We start from the raw sequence: 18554 nt of genomic DNA, 5'->3' as shown, positions 1-18554 counted from the left end.
ACCGAATTTGCTTGGTGACAATAGCATTGTGGTCCCACCTGATCCCATCCCGAACTCAGAAGTGAAACGCAATCGCGCCGATGGTAGTGTGGGGTCTCCCCATGTGAGAGTAGGTCATCGCCAAGCGACTAATTATCTCATTGAGATGTAACGAAGCCAGCTGAATAAGCTGGCTTTTTTGCATCTGCAATTTGTTAATTACAGGAATTTTCCTGCGTTTCTATCTGTTCTTCATCAAGCCATCTTCTCTAGCATGAGCTGCAATCCTCGCTTTTAGCAGTTACAATATGCTTTTGTCGTCATTGAACAAACACATGTCTCTATCTCATAGCCTTCAATCGTTTAATTCCTTTGGTTTAGCCCAATTTTGTGCTGATTTTGTTGAGGCGCACTCAAAAGATGCTATTAAGGCGATATGTCTGCCGTTATGGCAACAGCAGTTGCCTATGTTGGTGCTTGGTGGCGGTAGCAATCTAGTCTTTTTAGAGGACTTTAACGGTACTGTTGTCAGGATTTTATCAAAAGGGATAAAGGTATCTGAAGATGCTGAAGCGTTTTATCTCGAGGTTGAGGCGGGTGAGAATTGGCACGATTTAGTTCAGTTTACGCTCGAGCATGGCATGTTTGGGTTGGAGAATATGGCGTTAATTCCTGGAACGGTCGGTGCTGCACCTATTCAGAATATTGGCGCTTATGGTGTTGAGCTCTGTGATGTGTGTGAGTGGGTTGAGTATCTTGATTTACCTTCAGGTGAGTTTGTACGGATCAGCACTGCTGAGTGTCAATTTGCTTACCGAGAGTCTATTTTCAAAGACAAATTGCGCAATCTCGCGGTAGTCACAGCTGTTGGACTGCGCTTAGCTAAACGTTGGCAACCGCGCTTGGCCTATGGTCCATTACAATCGTTTGATCCTGCAACTGTTACTGCACATGAGATTTTTGAGCGCGTATGCCAAGTGCGCAGTGAAAAGCTTCCTGATCCTGCTGTGCTTGGCAATGCCGGCAGTTTCTTTAAAAACCCCATTGTTAGCGCGGCCTGTTATCTAGATTTAGCACAGCGCTTTCCTACTATTGTGGGTTATGCACAAGCGGATTCAACAGTGAAATTGGCGGCAGGCTGGTTGATTGAACAAGCCGGACTGAAAGGTTTTGTGCTCGGCAATGCGGCAGTGCATGACAAGCAAGCCTTAGTGTTAGTGAATCGAGGCGGAGCAACGGGGTATGATATTTGCCGCTTAGCGTTGCATGTTATTGCGCAAGTACAGGATAAATTTGGTGTAGTGCTAGAAGCTGAGCCTAGAATCATTGGGGCTAACGGCGAGGGAGATTTGCATGTCTGATCATTGGGGAAGAAAACGCCAGATATTAGCGTTATTATCAAGCGGGCAATTTGTTTCAGGCGAGCAGTTAGCCACTGAACTTGGGATTTCGCGCGCCGCCGTCAGTAAGCATATTGATGCGCTAGAAACCTATGGGGTATCTATCTATAGCGTGAAAGGTAGAGGCTATAAACTTGGCCATGCTATTTCTTTGATTGATCCGGTACGTTTAGTGCAGTCTATTGAAGATCGGTGCTTTTATTTTGATGAAATCCCAAGTACCAATGCTTTTATGCTGAGTCACACGAGTGAACTAAAGCGTGGCGATGTGTGTGTGGCCGAGTATCAATCTGCCGGGCGTGGTCGAAGGGGACGCACTTGGGTCTCTCCCTATGGTCACCATCTTTATTTCTCACAATTTTGGTCATTCCCACAGGGCATGGCACAGGCTATGGGATTAAGTTTGGCCGTAGCATGTACTTTAGTTGAAGTGCTTAAGTCCTATGGCGTTGAAAATATTGGGGTTAAATGGCCTAATGATATTTATCTCAACCATAAGAAGTTGGCGGGCATTTTGATTGAAATGTCGGGGCAGGCCGATAGCGAGTGCCAGCTGATTATTGGTATTGGCGTGAATATGGCGATGTCGGAAGAGCAGGCGAAGGGAATTGATCAGCCTTGGAGTGATTTATCGACCTTAGCAACTATGCCGGATAAAACCGATCTAGTGATTGCGCTGCAAAAGCAGCTTAAGCGAGATATACAATTATTTGAGCGTGAGGGTTTGGCGGCATTTAAGGCGCGTTGGCAGGAGGCTGACTTATTCTATGGCAAAGAGATCCGTTTGCTGATGGGCGAAAACCATGTTAACGGTATTTGTCGCGGCGTAGATGAGCAGGGCGCTGTATTGCTCGAAACCGCCGATGGTATTCAAGCTTTCATCGGCGGTGAGATTAGCCTAAGGGCACGTTAAAATTAGTGTGCTATTTACGCATTAATACATGTGACATAAGATGATCCTGACCTTTCTGTAGGATCAAATGGGCTCTTTCTCGAGTGGGTTGAATATTGAGCAATAAATTGGGGCCATTGATGGTGTCCCAAATGTTGGCGGCAATGTTGTTTGCTTCCTCATCACTAAGGTTTGCATAGTGGTGAAAGTAGGATTTTTCATCACTAAAAGCCCCTTTACGAAATTGTAAAAAACGCTCTTTATACCATTGCTTTAAGAGTGTGTCTTCAGCATCAACATAAATAGAAAAATCAACAAAATCAGAAACGAATGGCCTACGAGTATCCACGGGGGAATCTAATCCCGTTTGCAATACATTGAGTCCTTCGAGGATCAAAATATCGGGTTGTGAGACAGTCTGGTGCTGATTGCGGATCCTGTCATAGGTGACGTGGGAATAAATCGGCGCTTTAACATGTGCCTGGCCAGATTTTACGGCAGAAATAAACTCCACCAACATTTTCATATCGTAACTTTCAGGGAAGCCTTTGCGTTGTAATAGGCCTTTACGCTTTAAGTCTGCCAGTGGATATAAAAAACCGTCGGTGGTGACTAAATCGACTTTAGGATGCTCGGGCCAGTGACGTAGTAAAGCCTGTAAAATACGCGCCGTAGTACTTTTACCCACGGCCACACTGCCTGCAATGCTAATAATGTACGGACTCGGAGAAGGTTTTTGCCCTAGGAATTCATCAAGTACTAAACCGCGTTGCTGTTTTGCCTTAACGATTAAATTGAGTAATCGACTCAGAGGAAGATAAATATCTGTTACCTCAGAGAGTGAGACCTTCTCATTGATACCTCGAAGATTTTCCAAATCCTGTTCACTCAGTGTTAGGGGGACTGAATCCCTTAACTCGGACCATTGGGTGCGTTCAAAGGCAAGATAGAGTGCTTTTTGAATTGGATTTTTAGATGTCATTGGCTTTCCTCAGCTTAGGAAAGGCACAGTACACCATGACTTTATTGGCGACAATACTAAATCAGCGATTAGGGCCTTGTTTCACTCCTACAGGGTTGTATTCGATGTTTAATTCATCGTCAAATGCCATTAACGTGTAAAAAAACATCGTTCGGCGGCTTTTTTTAAACAAATAGATGTTTTTTGCTTGCACTCAGGGTCACATTTACCTAATATCCCGTTCCGAAATGATTTGCCGGCATAGCTCAGTTGGTAGAGCAACTGACTTGTAATCAGTAGGTCCCGAGTTCGACTCTTGGTGCCGGCACCATTTTACTGGAGGGGTTCCCGAGTGGCCAAAGGGATCAGACTGTAAATCTGACGGCTCCGCCTTCGAAGGTTCGAATCCTTCTCCCTCCACCATTTTTTCAAGGTAGTTAGGTAGCCTAGTTAGGTTGCGCGGGCATCGTATAATGGTATTACTCCAGCCTTCCAAGCTGATAACGCGGGTTCGATTCCCGCTGCCCGCTCCAAATTTGTATGCTGATATGGCTCAGTTGGTAGAGCACACCCTTGGTAAGGGTGAGGTCGGCAGTTCGAATCTGCCTATCAGCACCAGCCTTTCTGAACTAAGCTCCTATACCTAACATAATCGGTTCGATGTCATTTATATGCATCGGATTTTTTCTATATGTAAGTTTTCATCACCAAGACTCTTGGATTGAGGCAATACCATGGCTAAAGCTAAATTTGAACGTATTAAGCCCCATGTAAACGTGGGCACCATTGGTCACGTTGACCATGGTAAAACCACTCTGACTGCAGCTATCTCTCACGTACTGGCTAAGACCTACGGTGGCGAAGCTAAAGACTTCTCTCAAATCGATAACGCTCCAGAAGAGCGTGAGCGCGGTATTACCATCAATACCTCTCACATCGAATATGACACGCCTTCACGTCACTACGCACACGTAGACTGCCCAGGCCACGCTGACTATGTTAAAAACATGATCACTGGTGCTGCACAGATGGACGGCGCGATCCTAGTAGTAGCGTCTACAGACGGCCCAATGCCACAGACTCGTGAGCACATCCTGCTTTCTCGTCAGGTTGGTGTACCTTTCATCATCGTATTCATGAACAAATGTGACATGGTAGATGACGAAGAGTTGTTAGAGCTAGTTGAGATGGAAGTTCGTGAACTGTTATCAGAATACGATTTCCCAGGTGATGACTTACCAGTAATCCAAGGTTCAGCTCTGAAAGCGCTAGAAGGCGAGCCAGAGTGGGAAGCGAAGATCCTTGAATTAGCAGCTGCTCTGGATTCTTACATTCCAGAACCACAACGTGACATCGATAAGCCGTTCCTACTGCCAATCGAAGACGTATTCTCAATCTCTGGCCGTGGTACAGTAGTTACTGGTCGTGTTGAGCGTGGTATTGTGCGCGTAGGCGACGAAGTTGAAATCGTTGGTGTACGTGCAACGACTAAGACAACTTGTACTGGTGTAGAAATGTTCCGTAAACTGCTTGACGAAGGTCGTGCAGGTGAGAACTGTGGTATTTTGTTACGTGGTACTAAGCGTGATGACGTAGAACGTGGTCAAGTATTAGCGAAGCCAGGTTCAATCAACCCACACACTACTTTTGAATCAGAAGTATACGTACTGTCAAAAGAAGAAGGTGGACGTCACACTCCATTCTTCAAAGGTTACCGTCCACAGTTCTACTTCCGTACAACTGACGTAACCGGTACTATCGAACTGCCAGAAGGCGTAGAGATGGTAATGCCAGGCGACAACATCAAGATGAAAGTGACTCTGATCTGCCCAATCGCGATGGACGAAGGTTTACGCTTCGCAATCCGTGAAGGTGGCCGTACAGTAGGCGCTGGTGTTGTAGCTAAGATTTTCGCTTAATCGCGAGCTTAGAGACGATGCTAAAAAAGGAAGCCTAGGCTTCCTTTTTTATTTAAGTCGATTATTTGCTAGGTTTTGTGGCTTGCATCGACTGCGTATCCTTGCTTACAAAGTCGAATAAGAATACAATATATGGCCGATTTTTGACCCTGAGCTTATGCGATTGCGTTTCTAAGGGTGTTCGGAAATGCAGAGTATCGAAAAGCGTATTGTAACTGGGTCTTATGTCCCTAATTATTGTGCTCAAGCTCAGGCCGTATTGAGTAACGGAATAACCGATGACAACAAATACTGAAAACCAGAACAATTCTCTGGATATCGTGAAGTGGGGTTTAGCGATCATTTTGCTAGCCGCTGCTGTTATTGGCAATCAAATGTATAGCGAAACGAGTGCCGTCATACGTGCGCTTGGCGTTATCGTTGCATTCGCTATTGCTGGTTTTATTGCGCTACAGACAGAAAAGGGTAAAAAAGCCTTGGCTTTCGCTCGTGAGTCGCAAATTGAAGTGCGTAAGGTTGTATGGCCAACGCGTCAAGAAGCGCTTAACACCACTTTTATTGTCCTTGCTGCAACGGGTATCTTAGCTCTGGTTCTTTGGGGTATGGATGCTGTGTTAATGCGAATTGTCAATTTTATCACTGGCGTATAGGCACCTCGAATGACTGAAGCTAAAGAAGCTAAAAAAAGATGGTATGTAGTGCAGGCATTCTCTGGTTATGAAGGCCGAGTTTGTAAGTCACTGATTGAATACATTAAGATGCACGGCATGGAGCAATACTTCGGTGAAGTATTAGTTCCGACTGAAGAAGTTATCGAAATGCGTGCAGGTCAGCGTCGTAAGAGTGAACGTAAATTTTTCCCTGGCTATGTATTAGTACAGATGGAAATGAACGATGACAGCTGGCATTTAGTCAAAAGCATCCCGCGTGTTTTAGGCTTTATTGGCGGAACTTCTGATCGTCCTGCCCCAATTTCAGATCGCGAAGCAGAAGCTATTCTGCGTCGCTTACAAGAAACCACTGCATCACCGACTCACAGAACTATCTTTGAACCCGGTGAAGTCGTTCGCGTATGTGATGGTCCATTTGCTGACTTTAACGGTACCGTTGAAGAAGTGGACTATGATAAGAGCCGCGTGAAAGTGTCGGTAATGATCTTTGGTCGTTCGACACCGGTTGAGCTCGATTTTAATCAGGTCGAAAAAGGCTGATTAAATAAACTACAAAATCCGTTTGGCAACGGGTGCGGATTTCTATATAATCCGCACCCGTTGTTTTCGGGGGAGCATATCAGCATGTCGCTGATGCGCGTTTGAACCCAAACTGAGGAAATGTCAGATGGCAAAGAAGATTGATGCTTATATTAAGCTACAAGTAAAATCAGGTTCTGCGAACCCTTCACCACCAGTTGGTCCAGCTCTGGGTCAAAAAGGTGTGAACATCATGGAATTCTGTAAAGCGTTTAACGCCCGTACAGAAAAAATGGAAAAAGGCATGCCTATTCCAGTCGTGATCACTGTTTACAGTGACCGTTCATTCACTTTTGAAACTAAGACTCCGCCAGCGTCTTTCTTATTAAAGACTGCAGCAGGCCTGAAATCAGGTTCTCCACGTCCTAATACTCAGAAAGTGGGTACTATCGCTCGCGCTAAGGTTCAGGAAATTGCTGAAACTAAAGCGGCCGATATGACTGGTGCTGACATTGAAGCGATGACTCGCTCAATCGAAGGTACTGCGCGTTCAATGGGTTTGGTTGTAGAGGATTAATATAATGGCAAAGCTAACTAAACGCATGCGCGTAATCCGCGAGAAAGTTGACGGTACTAAAAGCTACGATATCAACGAAGCTGTTGCTCTGTTAAAAGAATTAGCAACTGCAAAATTCGTTGAAAGTGTAGACGTAGCAGTTAACTTGGGTATCGACCCACGTAAATCTGACCAAAACGTTCGTGGTGCAACAGTGTTGCCACACGGTACTGGTCGTGACGTTCGCGTTGCAGTATTTACACAAGGTGCAAATGCTGAAGCTGCAAAAGCAGCTGGTGCTGAGCTAGTTGGTATGGACGACCTGGCTGAGAAAATCAAAGCCGGTGAAATGAACTTTGACGTGGTTATCGCATCTCCAGATGCAATGCGCGTTGTTGGTATGTTAGGTCAAATCTTAGGCCCACGTGGTTTAATGCCTAACCCTAAAACAGGTACAGTAACGCCAAACGTTGCTGAAGCTGTTAAGAATGCCAAGGCTGGTCAAGTTCGTTACCGTAACGACAAGAACGGTATTATCCACACTACTATCGGTAAAGTGGATTTCACACCAGTTCAATTGAAAGAAAACTTGGAAGCGTTAATCTCTGCACTGAAAAAGGCTAAGCCTGCAGTTGCAAAAGGTGTATACGTGAAAAAAGTAAGCATCTCCACCACTATGGGTGCAGGTGTTGCTGTTGACCAAGCTTCTCTCGAAACAGCTAACTAATTTTACAAGGTGAGTGCATTAGTCTATAATGCGCGCACTTTGTGGGTTGAAGTCTGTTTTTGATGCTTTAAGCATCATTAATTAGGCTTCCGTCCAAGACCGCAGGTGTTTACTTTAACGGTTTACTTAATTTCCTGCGTAGACGGTGTCAGGCCCCAGCTAAATTTTTTTACTGGATAATCTGCACCGTAAGTCACTAAATACATAAGTATTTAGTATGGTAAATACTAGGGAATACCCTAGGTAGAATCCAGGAGTAAAGCCAATGGCATTAAGACTCGAAGACAAAAAAGCGATTGTTGCTGAAGTCAACGAAGCTGCCAAAGGTGCGCTATCTGCAGTTGCCGCTGATTCTCGCGGTGTAACTGTAGGTGCTATGACCGGTCTGCGTAAAAAAGCTCGCGAAGCTGGTGTTTATGTACGTGTAGTACGTAACACTCTGGCTCGTCGTGCTGTTGAAGGTACTGCATTTGAGTGCCTAGCAGAAACGTTCACTGGCCCAACTTTGATTGCTTTCTCTAACGAGCACCCAGGTGCTGCAGCTCGTCTGTTAAAAGACTTTGCTAAAGAGCAAGCTAACTTCGAAGTTAAAGGCGCAGCCTTTGAAGGGAATTTCATCCCTGCAGCTGACATTGATCGTTTGGCGAAACTGCCAACATACGAAGAAGCACTAGCACAGTTAATGATGACTATGAAAGAAGCATCTGCTGGCAAGTTCGTTCGTACACTGGCCGCCCTGCGCGATCAAAAACAAGAAGCCGCTTAATTTCAAGCTGGCTGCTTAATAGAATTGAATTCAGAACAATAGGAAACATTTGTTATGTCTATCACTAAAGACCAAATTTTAGAAGCCTTTGCAGCTATGTCTGTAATGGAAGTTGTTGAACTGATCGAAGCAATGGAAGAGAAGTTCGGCGTTTCTGCCGCTGCTGCTGTTGTTTCTGGTGGTGGCGAAGCTGCTGCTGCTGTTGAAGAGCAAACAGAATTCAACGTAATTCTGACTGCACACGGCGACAACAAAGTTGCAGTAATTAAAGCCATCCGTGGCGCAACTGGTTTAGGCCTGAAAGAAGCTAAAGCTATGTCTGAAGCTGCTCCAGTAGCAGTTAAAGAAGCTGTTTCTAAAGAAGAAGCTGAAGCTCTGAAGAAAGAACTAGTTGAAGCTGGTGCTTCAGTAGAAATCAAGTAAGCTATTATTTAGCTTGCTCACCCAAGCCACTTGGGTGGAGGCTGGCGGTTTTTTAACCGTCGGCCTTTTTTGCGCTATATGCGCCGGCGATTTTTTTTCACCGTTTGTCGCCAGATTTTGCAGTCCCTAGCAGAGATTACTGGTTAGGTTCTTGCCATCAACGGTGATGGGCAAACGTGCTGAATGTAATAACTCAGGTTATTGATTCAGTCTTGGTCACATCTCGTAAGCAGAGGAAACCCATGGTTTACTCCTATTCTGAAAAGAAGCGTATTCGCAAAGACTTTGGTAAGCGTCCACAGGTGTTGGATATTCCTTACCTTTTGTCTATTCAGTTAGACTCTTTTAAGAAGTTCACCGATCAAGATCCTACCGGTGAGCGCGGTCTTGAAGCCGCCTTCCGTAGCGTTTTTCCCATCAAGAGCTTTTCTGGTAATTCAGAACTGCAATACGTCAGCTATAAGCTTGGCGAGCCTGTTTTTGATGTGAAAGAGTGTCAGATCCGCGGTGTTACGTACTCAGCACCACTACGCGTTAAATTACGCATGGTGTTGTATGACCGTGAAGCAGCGGCGGGCACTGTAAAAGATATTAAAGAGCAAGAAGTCTACATGGGTGATATCCCATTGATGACGGATAACGGTACCTTTGTTATCAACGGTACTGAGCGTGTAATCGTATCCCAATTACATCGTTCTCCAGGCGTATTCTTCGATCACGACCGTGGTAAAACCCACTCATCAGGTAAGGTGCTGTATAACGCACGTATTATTCCTTACCGTGGTTCATGGCTTGACTTTGAATTCGATCCTAAAGATGCACTTTTCGTACGTATTGACCGTCGCCGTAAATTACCTGCGACCATCATTCTGCGTGCATTAGAGTACTCTACTCAAGAGATCCTTGACCTGTTCTTCGAACGCGTTGAGTTCAAGATCAAGAAAGATACGCTAGTGATGGCGTTGGTTCCTGAGCGTCTACGTGGCGAAACCGCCAGCTATGACATCAAGGATGCCGAGGGTTCTGTACTGGTTGAAGCCGGTCGCCGTATTACTGCGCGCCATATTCGCCAGTTAGAAAAAACCAATACCACTGAGCTCGAAGTACCAGTTGAGTACATCGTGGGCAAATATGCTGCTCAAGATTACATCGATCCGGACACGGGTGAAGTATTAGTTTCTGCTAACAGTGAAATCAGCTTAGAAGACTTAGCGAAATTATCACTGGCCGGCATTAAAGATATCAGCACGTTATACATTAACGAGCTAGACCACGGTGCTTATATTTCAGATACGCTGCGTATCGATTCAACCACTAACCGCTTAGAAGCGCTGGTTGAGATCTACCGCATGATGCGTCCTGGTGAGCCACCAACCAAAGATGCAGCAGAAGCCCTGTTCCAAAACTTATTCTTCAGCGAAGAACGTTATGACCTGTCGAAAGTCGGTCGTATGAAGTTCAACCGTCGTCTCAGCATTCCTGATGACGAAGGTAGTGGCGTACTGTCTAAAGAAGACATCGTTGCAGTAATGAAGAACATCATTCACATCCGTAACGGCTTCGACGAAGTGGACGATATCGACCACTTAGGTAACCGTCGTATTCGTTCTGTGGGTGAGATGGCTGAAAACCAATTCCGTGTTGGTCTGGTCCGTGTTGAGCGCGCCGTGCGTGAACGTCTGTCATTAGGCGATCTGAACGAGCTGATGCCACAAGACTTAATCAACGCTAAGCCAATTTCTGCTGCAGTGAAAGAGTTCTTCGGTTCTTCTCAGCTGTCACAATTTATGGATCAAAACAACCCGCTGTCAGAAGTAACGCATAAGCGTCGTATTTCTGCTCTTGGCCCAGGTGGTTTGACCCGCGAACGTGCAGGCTTCGAAGTCCGCGACGTACACCCAACGCACTATGGTCGTTTATGTCCAATTGAGACCCCTGAAGGTCCAAACATTGGTCTAATCAACTCATTAGCAAGCTTTGCCCGTACTAACTCATACGGCTTCTTAGAAACCCCATACCGCAAAGTGGTAGACGGTGTGATCACTGACGAAGTGGAATACTTGTCAGCGATTGAAGAAGGTCGTTATGTGATTGCACAGGCGAACATCGAAGTTGACTCTGAAGGCCGCATGGTTGAAGAGCAGATCGCCTGTCGTCACAAAGGTGAATCTACCTTTATGCGCGCGTCTGACATTCAATACATGGACGTATCGCCACAACAGATCATTTCTGTTGCTGCGTCTCTGATCCCGTTCTTAGAACACGACGACGCCAACCGTGCATTGATGGGTGCGAACATGCAACGTCAAGCAGTACCAACATTGCGCTCTGAAAAGCCGCTAGTAGGTACAGGTATTGAACGCACATTAGCTGTGGATTCAGGCGTAGTAGTCGCCGCTAAACGTGGCGGTGTGATCGACTACGTTGATGCGAGCCGTATCGTCGTTAAAGTAAATGAAGACGAGCTGCGCCCAGGCGAAGCCGGTATCGACATTTACAACCTGACTAAGTACACCCGTTCTAACCAAAACACGTGTATCAACCAACGTCCATGCTGTTCTGTTGGTGAGCCAGTGGTTCGTGGTGACGTGTTAGCAGACGGTCCGTCTACTGACTTAGGTGACTTAGCCCTTGGCCAGAACATGCGTATCGCGTTCATGCCTTGGAACGGTTACAACTTCGAAGACTCGATCTTAATCTCTGAGCGTGTTGCACAGGAAGACCGTTTCACCACTATCCACATTCAAGAGCTGTCTTGTATCGCTCGTGATACCAAACTGGGTAGCGAAGAAATCACTGCTGACATTCCAAACGTAGGTGAATCTGCGCTGTCGAAACTCGACGAGTCAGGTATCGTTTACATCGGTGCAGAAGTGAAGGGCGGTGACATTCTGGTAGGTAAAGTGACGCCAAAAGGCGAAACACAACTGACTCCAGAAGAGAAGTTACTGCGCGCCATCTTCGGTGAGAAAGCGTCTGATGTGAAAGACAGCTCACTGCGTGTACCTAACTCTGTTAAAGGTACCATTATCGACGTTCAGGTATTTACCCGTGACGGCGTTGAGAAAGACAAACGCGCCATTGAAATCGAAGAAATGCACATTGCCCAAGCTCGTAAAGACTTAGGCGAAGAGTTCAAGATCCTTGAAGAAGGCGTATTGAGCCGTGCTCGCAACCTATTGTTAGGTGCTGGTTTCACAGAAACCCAAATCGCAGCGATGCCACGTAAGGATGTATTGGTTCAAGTCATTGACGATGAAGCAAAACAAACTGAACTTGAGCAATTAGCTGAGCAGCATGAAGAGCTGAAAGCAGACTTCGATAAGAAGTTTGAAATCAAACGTCGCAAGATCACCCAAGGTGATGACTTGGCGCCTGGCGTACTGAAGATCGTTAAGGTTTACTTAGCGGTTAAGCGTACTATCCAACCTGGTGACAAGATGGCGGGTCGTCATGGTAACAAGGGTGTTATCTCTAAGATTTGCCCAATCGAAGATATGCCATATGACGAGCAAGGTAACCCAGTAGACATCGTATTGAACCCGCTAGGCGTTCCATCACGTATGAACATTGGTCAGGTACTTGAAGTCCATATGGGCGCCGCGGCTAAAGGTATTGGTAACAAGATCACTGCGATGCTTGAAGAACAGCGCGAGCTGGCTGAAGTACGTGGTTACATCAAGCAAGTGTATGAATTAGGTGACGAAGTGCAGCAGCGCGTCGATATCGATTCATTCACCGATGATGAAGTGATGCGTCTTGCCCAAAACCTGAAGGGTGGTATCCCGATTGCGACTCCTGCATTCGACGGTGCTAAAGAGAAAGAGATCAAGCAGATGCTTGAGCTTGCAGGCTTGCCAACCTCTGGTCAGCTGAAGTTGTATGATGGTCGTACTGGTAACGAATTTGAGCGTCAAGTAACAGTAGGTTACATGTACATGCTCAAACTGAACCACTTAGTTGATGACAAGATGCACGCCCGTTCTACCGGCTCGTACAGCTTAGTGACTCAACAGCCTCTGGGCGGTAAAGCTCAGTTCGGTGGTCAGCGTTTCGGGGAGATGGAAGTGTGGGCACTGGAAGCATATGGTGCCGCTTATACGCTTCAAGAAATGCTCACCGTTAAGTCGGATGACGTTAACGGTCGTACTCAGATGTATAAGAACATCGTCGACGGTAATCATCAGATGCAACCTGGCATGCCAGAGTCCTTCAACGTGTTACTGAAGGAGATCCGTTCACTCGGTATTAATATCGAGTTGGATCAGGAATAAGCGTAGGCAGTAGCCGCGTTTGGCAACAGAATGGTACTCCGCAGTCGCGGAGTACCCGGTTTAACTCCTTCAGGAGAGAAACGTGAAAGACTTATTAAAGTTTCTGAAACAGCAAAGCAAGACTGAAGAATTTAACGGCATCAAAATTGGTCTGGCATCGCCTGATCTGATCCGTTCTTGGTCTTTTGGTGAAGTTAAGAAGCCAGAAACCATTAACTACCGTACCTTCAAGCCTGAGCGTGAAGGTCTGTTTTGTGCGCGTATCTTTGGCCCAGTCAAAGATTACGAATGTTTGTGCGGTAAGTACAAACGTTTGAAGCACCGTGGTGTTATTTGTGAAAAGTGTGGCGTTGAAGTCACTCAGACTAAAGTACGTCGTGAGCGTATGGGTCACATCGAACTGGCTAGCCCAGTTGCGCACATTTGGTTCTTAAAATCACTGCCGTCTCGTATCGGTTTAATGCTGGATATGACGCTGCGTGATATCGAACGCGTACTGTATTTTGAATCATTCGTTGTGATCGAGCCTGGCATGACCAGCCTCGAACGTGGCCAGATGCTAACAGAAGAAACCTATCTGGATGCATTGGAAGAATACGGTGATGAGTTCGAAGCTAAAATGGGTGCCGAAGCGGTTCTTGAACTGCTACGTGCTATCGATTTAGCGAAAGAAATCGAACAAATGCGTGAAGAATTGCCTTCAATCAACTCTGAGACCCGTCGCAAGAAAGTGACTAAACGTCTTAAGCTGATGGAAGCCTTCTTCACTTCAGGCAACAAGCCTGAGTGGATGATCTTAAAAGTACTGCCTGTGTTACCACCTGACTTACGTCCTTTGGTACCGCTCGATGGCGGCCGCTTCGCGACATCAGATCTGAACGATCTGTATCGCCGCGTGATCAACCGTAACAACCGTTTGAAGCGCCTGTTAGATTTAGCTGCGCCGGACATTATCGTACGCAACGAAAAGCGTATGTTACAAGAGTCTGTTGATGCGCTATTGGATAATGGTCGTCGTGGCCGTGCTATTACCGGTTCTAACAAACGTCCTCTGAAATCTTTGGCCGATATGATCAAAGGTAAGCAAGGTCGTTTCCGTCAGAACTTATTGGGTAAGCGCGTCGACTATTCTGGTCGTTCGGTAATTACCGTAGGTCCTACTTTACGTCTGCACCAATGTGGTCTTCCTAAGAAGATGGCATTGGAACTGTTCAAACCATTTATCTATGGCAAGCTGGAAGGTCGTGGTTTAGCGACAACCATCAAAGCGGCTAAGAAGATGGTAGAGCGCGAAGTGGCGGAAGTATGGGACGTTCTGGATGAAGTGATCCGCGAACATCCAGTGATGCTTAACCGTGCACCAACATTGCACAGATTAGGTATCCAAGCGTTCGAACCCGTACTGATTGAAGGTAAAGCAATCCAGTTACACCCACTCGTTTGTGCGGCATACAACGCTGACTTCGACGGTGACCAAATGGCGGTACACGTACCGTTAACACTGGAAGCGCAGCTTGAAGCCCGTGCCCTGATGATGTCTACCAACAACATCCTGTCACCTGCCAACGGCGAGCCTGTAATCACTCCGTCTCAAGACGTGGTATTAGGTCTGTACTACACCAGCCGTGAGCGTATCAACGGCCGTGGTGAAGGTATGGCATTTATGTCTGTTGCTGAAGTTGAAAAAGCTTACGCAACTGGCGCTGCTGAACTGCATGCCCGCGTGAAAGTGCGTATCACTGAAACCATTATTGGTGACAATGGTGAGCGCAGCGAACAACGTCGTATCGTGAATACGACTGTAGGTCGTGCTCTGCTGTCACAAATTCTGCCAGCAGGTTTGTCATTTGATCTGGTTAACCAGAACATGGGCAAGAAGCAGATCTCTAAACTATTGAACACTTGTTACCGTCAACTGGGTCTGAAAGATACCGTTATCTTCGCTGACCAATTGATGTATACCGGTTTCCGTTTCGCTACTATCTCTGGTGCATCTGTCGGTATTGACGACATGGTGATCCCAGCTGAGAAGTACACCTTAGTTGCCGACGCTGAAGCGGAAGTTCTTGAAATTCAAGAGCAGTTCCAATCAGGTCTCGTAACAGCGGGTGAGCGTTACAACAAAGTTATCGATATCTGGGCAAGTGCCAACGAAAAAGTTTCTAAAGCTATGATGGAAAACCTGTCAACTGAGACAGTGATTAACCGTGATGGCGTTGAAGAGAAACAAGCCTCGTTTAACAGCATCTATATGATGGCTGACTCAGGCGCTCGTGGTAGTGCCGCACAGATCCGTCAGTTGGCGGGTATGCGTGGTCTGATGGCTAAGCCTGACGGCTCAATCATCGAGACCCCAATTGTGGCTAACTTCCGTGAAGGTCTGAACGTTCTTCAGTACTTCATCTCAACCCACGGTGCGCGTAAGGGTCTTGCCGATACCGCATTGAAGACAGCGAACTCGGGTTACCTGACTCGTCGTCTGGTTGACGTTGCTCAAGATTTAGTGGTCATCGAAGACGATTGTGGTACCCACGAAGGTCTGACGATGAAGCCGCTGATCGAAGGTGGTGACGTGGTTGAGCCATTACGTGAACGCGTATTGGGTCGTGTGGTTGCCGTTGACGTGTTCTATCCAGGCACTGAAGACGTATTAGCACCACGTAACACGCTGCTCGATGAAGCATGGTGTGACAAGTTAGAAGAGCATTCAATCGATGAAGTGATTGTACGTTCAGTGATTACCTGTGATACCGATTTCGGTGTGTGTGCTGCCTGTTACGGTCGTGACTTGGCCCGTGGCCATATCATCAACCACGGTGAAGCGATTGGTGTTGTGGCAGCACAATCCATCGGTGAACCTGGTACACAGTTAACGATGCGTACGTTCCACATCGGTGGTGCGGCATCAAGAGCTTCTGCAGAAAACAACGTCCAAGTGAAAAACTCGGGTTCATTGAAACTGCACAATGCTAAGCATGTTACCAACAGCGACGGCAAACTGGTTATCGTTTCTCGTTCATCTGAGCTGGCCATCATCGATGAGTTAGGTCGTGAGAAAGAGCGTTACAAAGTGCCATACGGTACTGTACTTGAGAAACTGGAAGATGCGGCGGTTGAAGCGGGCGATATCATCGCTAACTGGGACCCACATACTCACCCAATCATTTCTGAAGTGGCGGGTAGCATCAAGTTCGTTGATATGATTGATGGTGTCACTATGACACGTCAAACAGACGAGCTGACAGGTTTGTCATCAATCGTGATCCTTGACGTTGGTCAGCGTGGTACTGCGGGTAAAGAAATGCGCCCAATGATCCGTCTGCTTGGCGCTAATGGGGCTGACTTGATGATCCCAGGTACAGAAGTTCCAGCACAGTACTTCTTACCCGGTAGTGCGATCGTTAACCTTGACGACAACGCGCAAATCAACGTGGGTGACGCCTTAGCACGTATTCCGCAGGAATCGTCTAAAACACGCGACATCACCGGTGGTCTGCCACGCGTTGCTGACTTGTTCGAAGCGCGTAAACCAAAAGAGCCTGCTATTCTGGCTGAAATCTCCGGTACCATCTCATTTGGTAAAGAGACTAAAGGCAAGCGTCGTCTGGTGATTACACCTGCCGACGGTGGCGATCAATACGAAGAGATGATCCCGAAATGGCGTAACTTAAACGTGTTCGAAGGTGAAAAAGTCGAACGTGGTGAAGTTATTGCTGACGGTCCAGAAGCGGCGCATGACATCCTGCGTCTACGTGGCATCCACAACGTAGCCAACTATATTGTGAACGAAGTGCAGGACGTTTACCGTCTACAAGGCGTGAAGATCAACGATAAGCATATCGAAGTGATCATCCGTCAAATGCTGCGTAAGTGCTTAATCACTTCTGCTGGCGACACTGAGTTCTTAGAAGGTGAGCAAGTTGAAGTGTCACGCGTTAAGATCGCTAACCGCGAACTGATTGCACAGGGCAAAGTACCTGCGACCTTCGAACGTGAACTGTTGGGTATCACTAAAGCGTCTCTGGCAACTGAGTCCTTTATCTCTGCAGCTTCGTTCCAAGAAACAACGCGCGTACTGACTGAAGCCGCCGTAGGTGGTAAGAGCGATCAACTGCGTGGTCTGAAAGAAAACGTTATCGTAGGCCGTCTGATCCCAGCCGGTACTGGTTACGCATATCACAAGACCCGTAATGATGCCCGTGCTAAGAAAGACGAGCCAGTTGTAGTGAATAAGATCACTGCAAGTGAAGCGGAACAGAACCTCGCTGATCTGTTAAACTTGGCTGGCAGCCAAGATTAAGTAATCAGTTTGTAACAAAAAGGCGCCTTTGGCGCCTTTTTTCTTGTAAAATGCCGCAAAAGTTGGCTATTTCTTGACAGTCCGGCATTACCTTTCTAAAATTCCGCGTCCCACCATTGTGGGATATAGATTTTTCACACCTTATCGTTGAGTTTGATTCAACTGACTCGGAGCTATACATGGCAACTGTAAACCAGTTGGTACGTAAGCCACGCGCGCCAAAAGTCGACAAGACTAACGTGCCTGCGTTGAATGCGTGCCCACAGAAGCGTGGTGTTTGTACACGTGTGTACACTACTACCCCTAAAAAACCTAACTCTGCACTACGTAAAGTAGCTCGTGTGCGTCTAACTAACGGTTTCGAAGTTACTTCGTACATCGGCGGTGAAGGCCACAACCTGCAGGAACACAGCGTGATCTTAATCCGTGGTGGTCGTGTTAAAGACTTACCAGGTGTTCGCTATCACACTGTCCGTGGCGCACTAGACTGTGCTGGCGTGAGCTCACGTCGCCAAAGTCGTTCTAAGTACGGTGCAAAGCGTCCTAAGTCTTAACTTATCCGTTAAGTAAGGCCAAGCTAGTTTATTTTGAGAATTCCAGTTTTGGAAATCCCTGAAGCATACGGAGAATTGTTATGCCAAGACGTCGCGTTGTAGGACAACGTAAAATCCTACCAGATCCAAAGTTTCACAGTGAGTTGCTGGCTAAGTTCATCAACGTCATTATGCAAGACGGCAAAAAGTCGACTGCAGAAAAAATTATTTACAAGGCACTAGACGTTATCGCTGAAAAGAAAAGCGAAAACCATTTAGTTATCCTTGAAGCAGCCCTGGACAATGTTCGCCCATCAGTCGAAGTTAAATCTCGTCGCGTTGGTGGTTCTACGTACCAGGTACCATGTGAAGTTCGTCCTGTGCGTCGTAACGCACTGGCGATGCGCTGGTTAGTTGAAGCTGCTCGTAAGCGTGGTGAAAAATCTATGGCTTTACGTCTAGCAGGTGAAATGCTAGATGCGTCTGAAAACAAAGGTACTGCTGTTAAGAAGCGTGAAGACGTGCACCGCATGGCTGAAGCTAACAAGGCCTTTGCTCATTACCGTTGGTAATCTGATGGTGTGGGCTTAGGCCCACACCATTGTTGTTGATATTGCCAAGACAACTGTCTTGG

Annotated in this window: 14 protein-coding genes, 4 tRNA genes and 1 rRNA gene; 18 read left to right on the top strand and 1 reads right to left on the bottom strand. The window is 46.7% G+C overall.

Translation table 11 applies throughout. From position 1 onward, the window contains the following. Positions 1–10: 10 nt before the first annotated feature. From rrf to birA, 3 genes are all read left to right on the top strand, one after another. Positions 11–126, top strand: a 5S ribosomal RNA gene (gene rrf, locus MJO46_RS11820). A 188-nt stretch (positions 127–314) separates the two neighbouring features. Next, positions 315–1340, top strand: coding sequence for a UDP-N-acetylmuramate dehydrogenase (murB, locus tag MJO46_RS11815; protein WP_253989451.1), 1026 nt, complete (start codon positions 315–317; stop codon positions 1338–1340). Beyond that, positions 1333–2292: a bifunctional biotin--[acetyl-CoA-carboxylase] ligase/biotin operon repressor BirA gene (birA, locus tag MJO46_RS11810; RefSeq protein WP_253989450.1), complete on the top strand. Its 960-nt coding sequence runs from the start codon at positions 1333–1335 to the stop codon at positions 2290–2292. The genes murB and birA overlap by 8 nt, the downstream gene beginning before the upstream one ends. 10 nt (positions 2293–2302) lie before the next feature. Here the strand turns inward: birA and coaA are convergent, their stop codons facing one another. Continuing rightward, on the bottom strand, positions 2303–3253 hold the full coding sequence (gene coaA / locus MJO46_RS11805; RefSeq protein ID WP_253989449.1) for a type I pantothenate kinase: 951 nt from the start codon (positions 3251–3253) through the stop codon (positions 2303–2305). A 234-nt stretch (positions 3254–3487) separates the two neighbouring features. On the opposite strand from coaA, the gene MJO46_RS11800 reads away from it, so the two are divergent. From MJO46_RS11800 to rpsG, 15 genes are all read left to right on the top strand, one after another. Continuing rightward, positions 3488–3563 (top strand) — tRNA-Thr (locus MJO46_RS11800). A 7-nt stretch (positions 3564–3570) separates the two neighbouring features. Beyond that, positions 3571–3655: transfer RNA gene (locus tag MJO46_RS11795), tRNA-Tyr, on the top strand. Positions 3656–3691: 36 nt separating this feature from the next. Continuing rightward, positions 3692–3765 (top strand) — tRNA-Gly (locus tag MJO46_RS11790). 9 nt (positions 3766–3774) lie between these two features. After that, positions 3775–3850: transfer RNA gene (locus tag MJO46_RS11785), tRNA-Thr, on the top strand. 116 nt (positions 3851–3966) lie between these two features. Continuing rightward, positions 3967–5151 (top strand): elongation factor Tu, encoded by a 1185-nt coding sequence (gene tuf / locus MJO46_RS11780; RefSeq protein ID WP_253989443.1) that lies wholly within the window; start codon positions 3967–3969, stop codon positions 5149–5151. A gap of 278 nt (positions 5152–5429) precedes the next feature. Continuing rightward, positions 5430–5801, top strand: coding sequence for a preprotein translocase subunit SecE (gene secE / locus MJO46_RS11775; RefSeq protein WP_007644299.1), 372 nt, complete (start codon positions 5430–5432; stop codon positions 5799–5801). A gap of 9 nt (positions 5802–5810) precedes the next feature. Further along, positions 5811–6362 (top strand): transcription termination/antitermination protein NusG, encoded by a 552-nt coding sequence (gene nusG, locus MJO46_RS11770; protein ID WP_198781919.1) that lies wholly within the window; start codon positions 5811–5813, stop codon positions 6360–6362. A 127-nt stretch (positions 6363–6489) separates the two neighbouring features. Next, the gene (gene rplK, locus MJO46_RS11765) at positions 6490–6918 is read left to right on the top strand and encodes a 50S ribosomal protein L11 (RefSeq protein ID WP_253989448.1); all 429 of its coding nucleotides are present in this window, start codon (positions 6490–6492) and stop codon (positions 6916–6918) included. Between the two features lie 4 nt (positions 6919–6922). After that, complete coding sequence (gene rplA, locus MJO46_RS11760) at positions 6923–7624, top strand: 50S ribosomal protein L1 (protein ID WP_253989447.1); 702 nt, start codon at positions 6923–6925, stop codon at positions 7622–7624. Positions 7625–7889: 265 nt separating this feature from the next. Further along, positions 7890–8390 carry a 50S ribosomal protein L10 gene (gene rplJ, locus MJO46_RS11755; protein WP_011070609.1) on the top strand — a complete coding sequence of 167 codons (501 nt, stop codon included), beginning with the start codon at positions 7890–7892 and terminating at the stop codon, positions 8388–8390. A gap of 54 nt (positions 8391–8444) precedes the next feature. After that, positions 8445–8813 carry a 50S ribosomal protein L7/L12 gene (gene rplL, locus MJO46_RS11750; RefSeq protein ID WP_198781921.1) on the top strand — a complete coding sequence of 123 codons (369 nt, stop codon included), beginning with the start codon at positions 8445–8447 and terminating at the stop codon, positions 8811–8813. A gap of 242 nt (positions 8814–9055) precedes the next feature. After that, positions 9056–13087 carry a DNA-directed RNA polymerase subunit beta gene (rpoB, locus tag MJO46_RS11745; protein ID WP_253989446.1) on the top strand — a complete coding sequence of 1344 codons (4032 nt, stop codon included), beginning with the start codon at positions 9056–9058 and terminating at the stop codon, positions 13085–13087. Positions 13088–13169: 82 nt separating this feature from the next. Next, positions 13170–17387 carry a DNA-directed RNA polymerase subunit beta' gene (gene rpoC / locus MJO46_RS11740; protein WP_253989445.1) on the top strand — a complete coding sequence of 1406 codons (4218 nt, stop codon included), beginning with the start codon at positions 13170–13172 and terminating at the stop codon, positions 17385–17387. 179 nt (positions 17388–17566) lie between these two features. Then, entirely contained in the window at positions 17567–17941 is a 375-nt protein-coding gene (gene rpsL, locus MJO46_RS11735) for a 30S ribosomal protein S12 (RefSeq protein ID WP_037457737.1), read from the top strand. An 80-nt stretch (positions 17942–18021) separates the two neighbouring features. Further along, positions 18022–18492 carry a 30S ribosomal protein S7 gene (gene rpsG, locus MJO46_RS11730; protein WP_007644345.1) on the top strand — a complete coding sequence of 157 codons (471 nt, stop codon included), beginning with the start codon at positions 18022–18024 and terminating at the stop codon, positions 18490–18492. Positions 18493–18554 lie beyond the last annotated feature (62 nt).

Origin of the sequence: Shewanella sp. KJ2020 (assembly GCF_024197625.1) — a bacterium.
In the GTDB taxonomy this organism is placed as follows: Bacteria; Pseudomonadota; Gammaproteobacteria; order Enterobacterales; family Shewanellaceae; genus Shewanella.
The sequence above is the reverse complement of the archived record's forward strand: the minus strand, read 5'-3'. Positions and strand labels throughout refer to the sequence as shown.

Bases quoted from the DNA above. Each gene is read 5' to 3' on its own strand.
- murB (WP_253989451.1), top strand. From the start codon at position 315: ATGTCTCTATCTCATAGCCTTCAATCGTTTAATTCCTTTGGTTTAGCC.
- birA (WP_253989450.1), top strand. From the start codon at position 1,333: ATGTCTGATCATTGGGGAAGAAAACGCCAGATATTAGCGTTATTATCA.
- coaA (WP_253989449.1), bottom strand. From the start codon at position 3,253: ATGACATCTAAAAATCCAATTCAAAAAGCACTCTATCTTGCCTTTGAA.
- tuf (WP_253989443.1), top strand. From the start codon at position 3,967: ATGGCTAAAGCTAAATTTGAACGTATTAAGCCCCATGTAAACGTGGGC.
- secE (WP_007644299.1), top strand. From the start codon at position 5,430: ATGACAACAAATACTGAAAACCAGAACAATTCTCTGGATATCGTGAAG.
- nusG (WP_198781919.1), top strand. From the start codon at position 5,811: ATGACTGAAGCTAAAGAAGCTAAAAAAAGATGGTATGTAGTGCAGGCA.
- rplK (WP_253989448.1), top strand. From the start codon at position 6,490: ATGGCAAAGAAGATTGATGCTTATATTAAGCTACAAGTAAAATCAGGT.
- rplA (WP_253989447.1), top strand. From the start codon at position 6,923: ATGGCAAAGCTAACTAAACGCATGCGCGTAATCCGCGAGAAAGTTGAC.
- rplJ (WP_011070609.1), top strand. From the start codon at position 7,890: ATGGCATTAAGACTCGAAGACAAAAAAGCGATTGTTGCTGAAGTCAAC.
- rplL (WP_198781921.1), top strand. From the start codon at position 8,445: ATGTCTATCACTAAAGACCAAATTTTAGAAGCCTTTGCAGCTATGTCT.
- rpoB (WP_253989446.1), top strand. From the start codon at position 9,056: ATGGTTTACTCCTATTCTGAAAAGAAGCGTATTCGCAAAGACTTTGGT.
- rpsL (WP_037457737.1), top strand. From the start codon at position 17,567: ATGGCAACTGTAAACCAGTTGGTACGTAAGCCACGCGCGCCAAAAGTC.
- rpsG (WP_007644345.1), top strand. From the start codon at position 18,022: ATGCCAAGACGTCGCGTTGTAGGACAACGTAAAATCCTACCAGATCCA.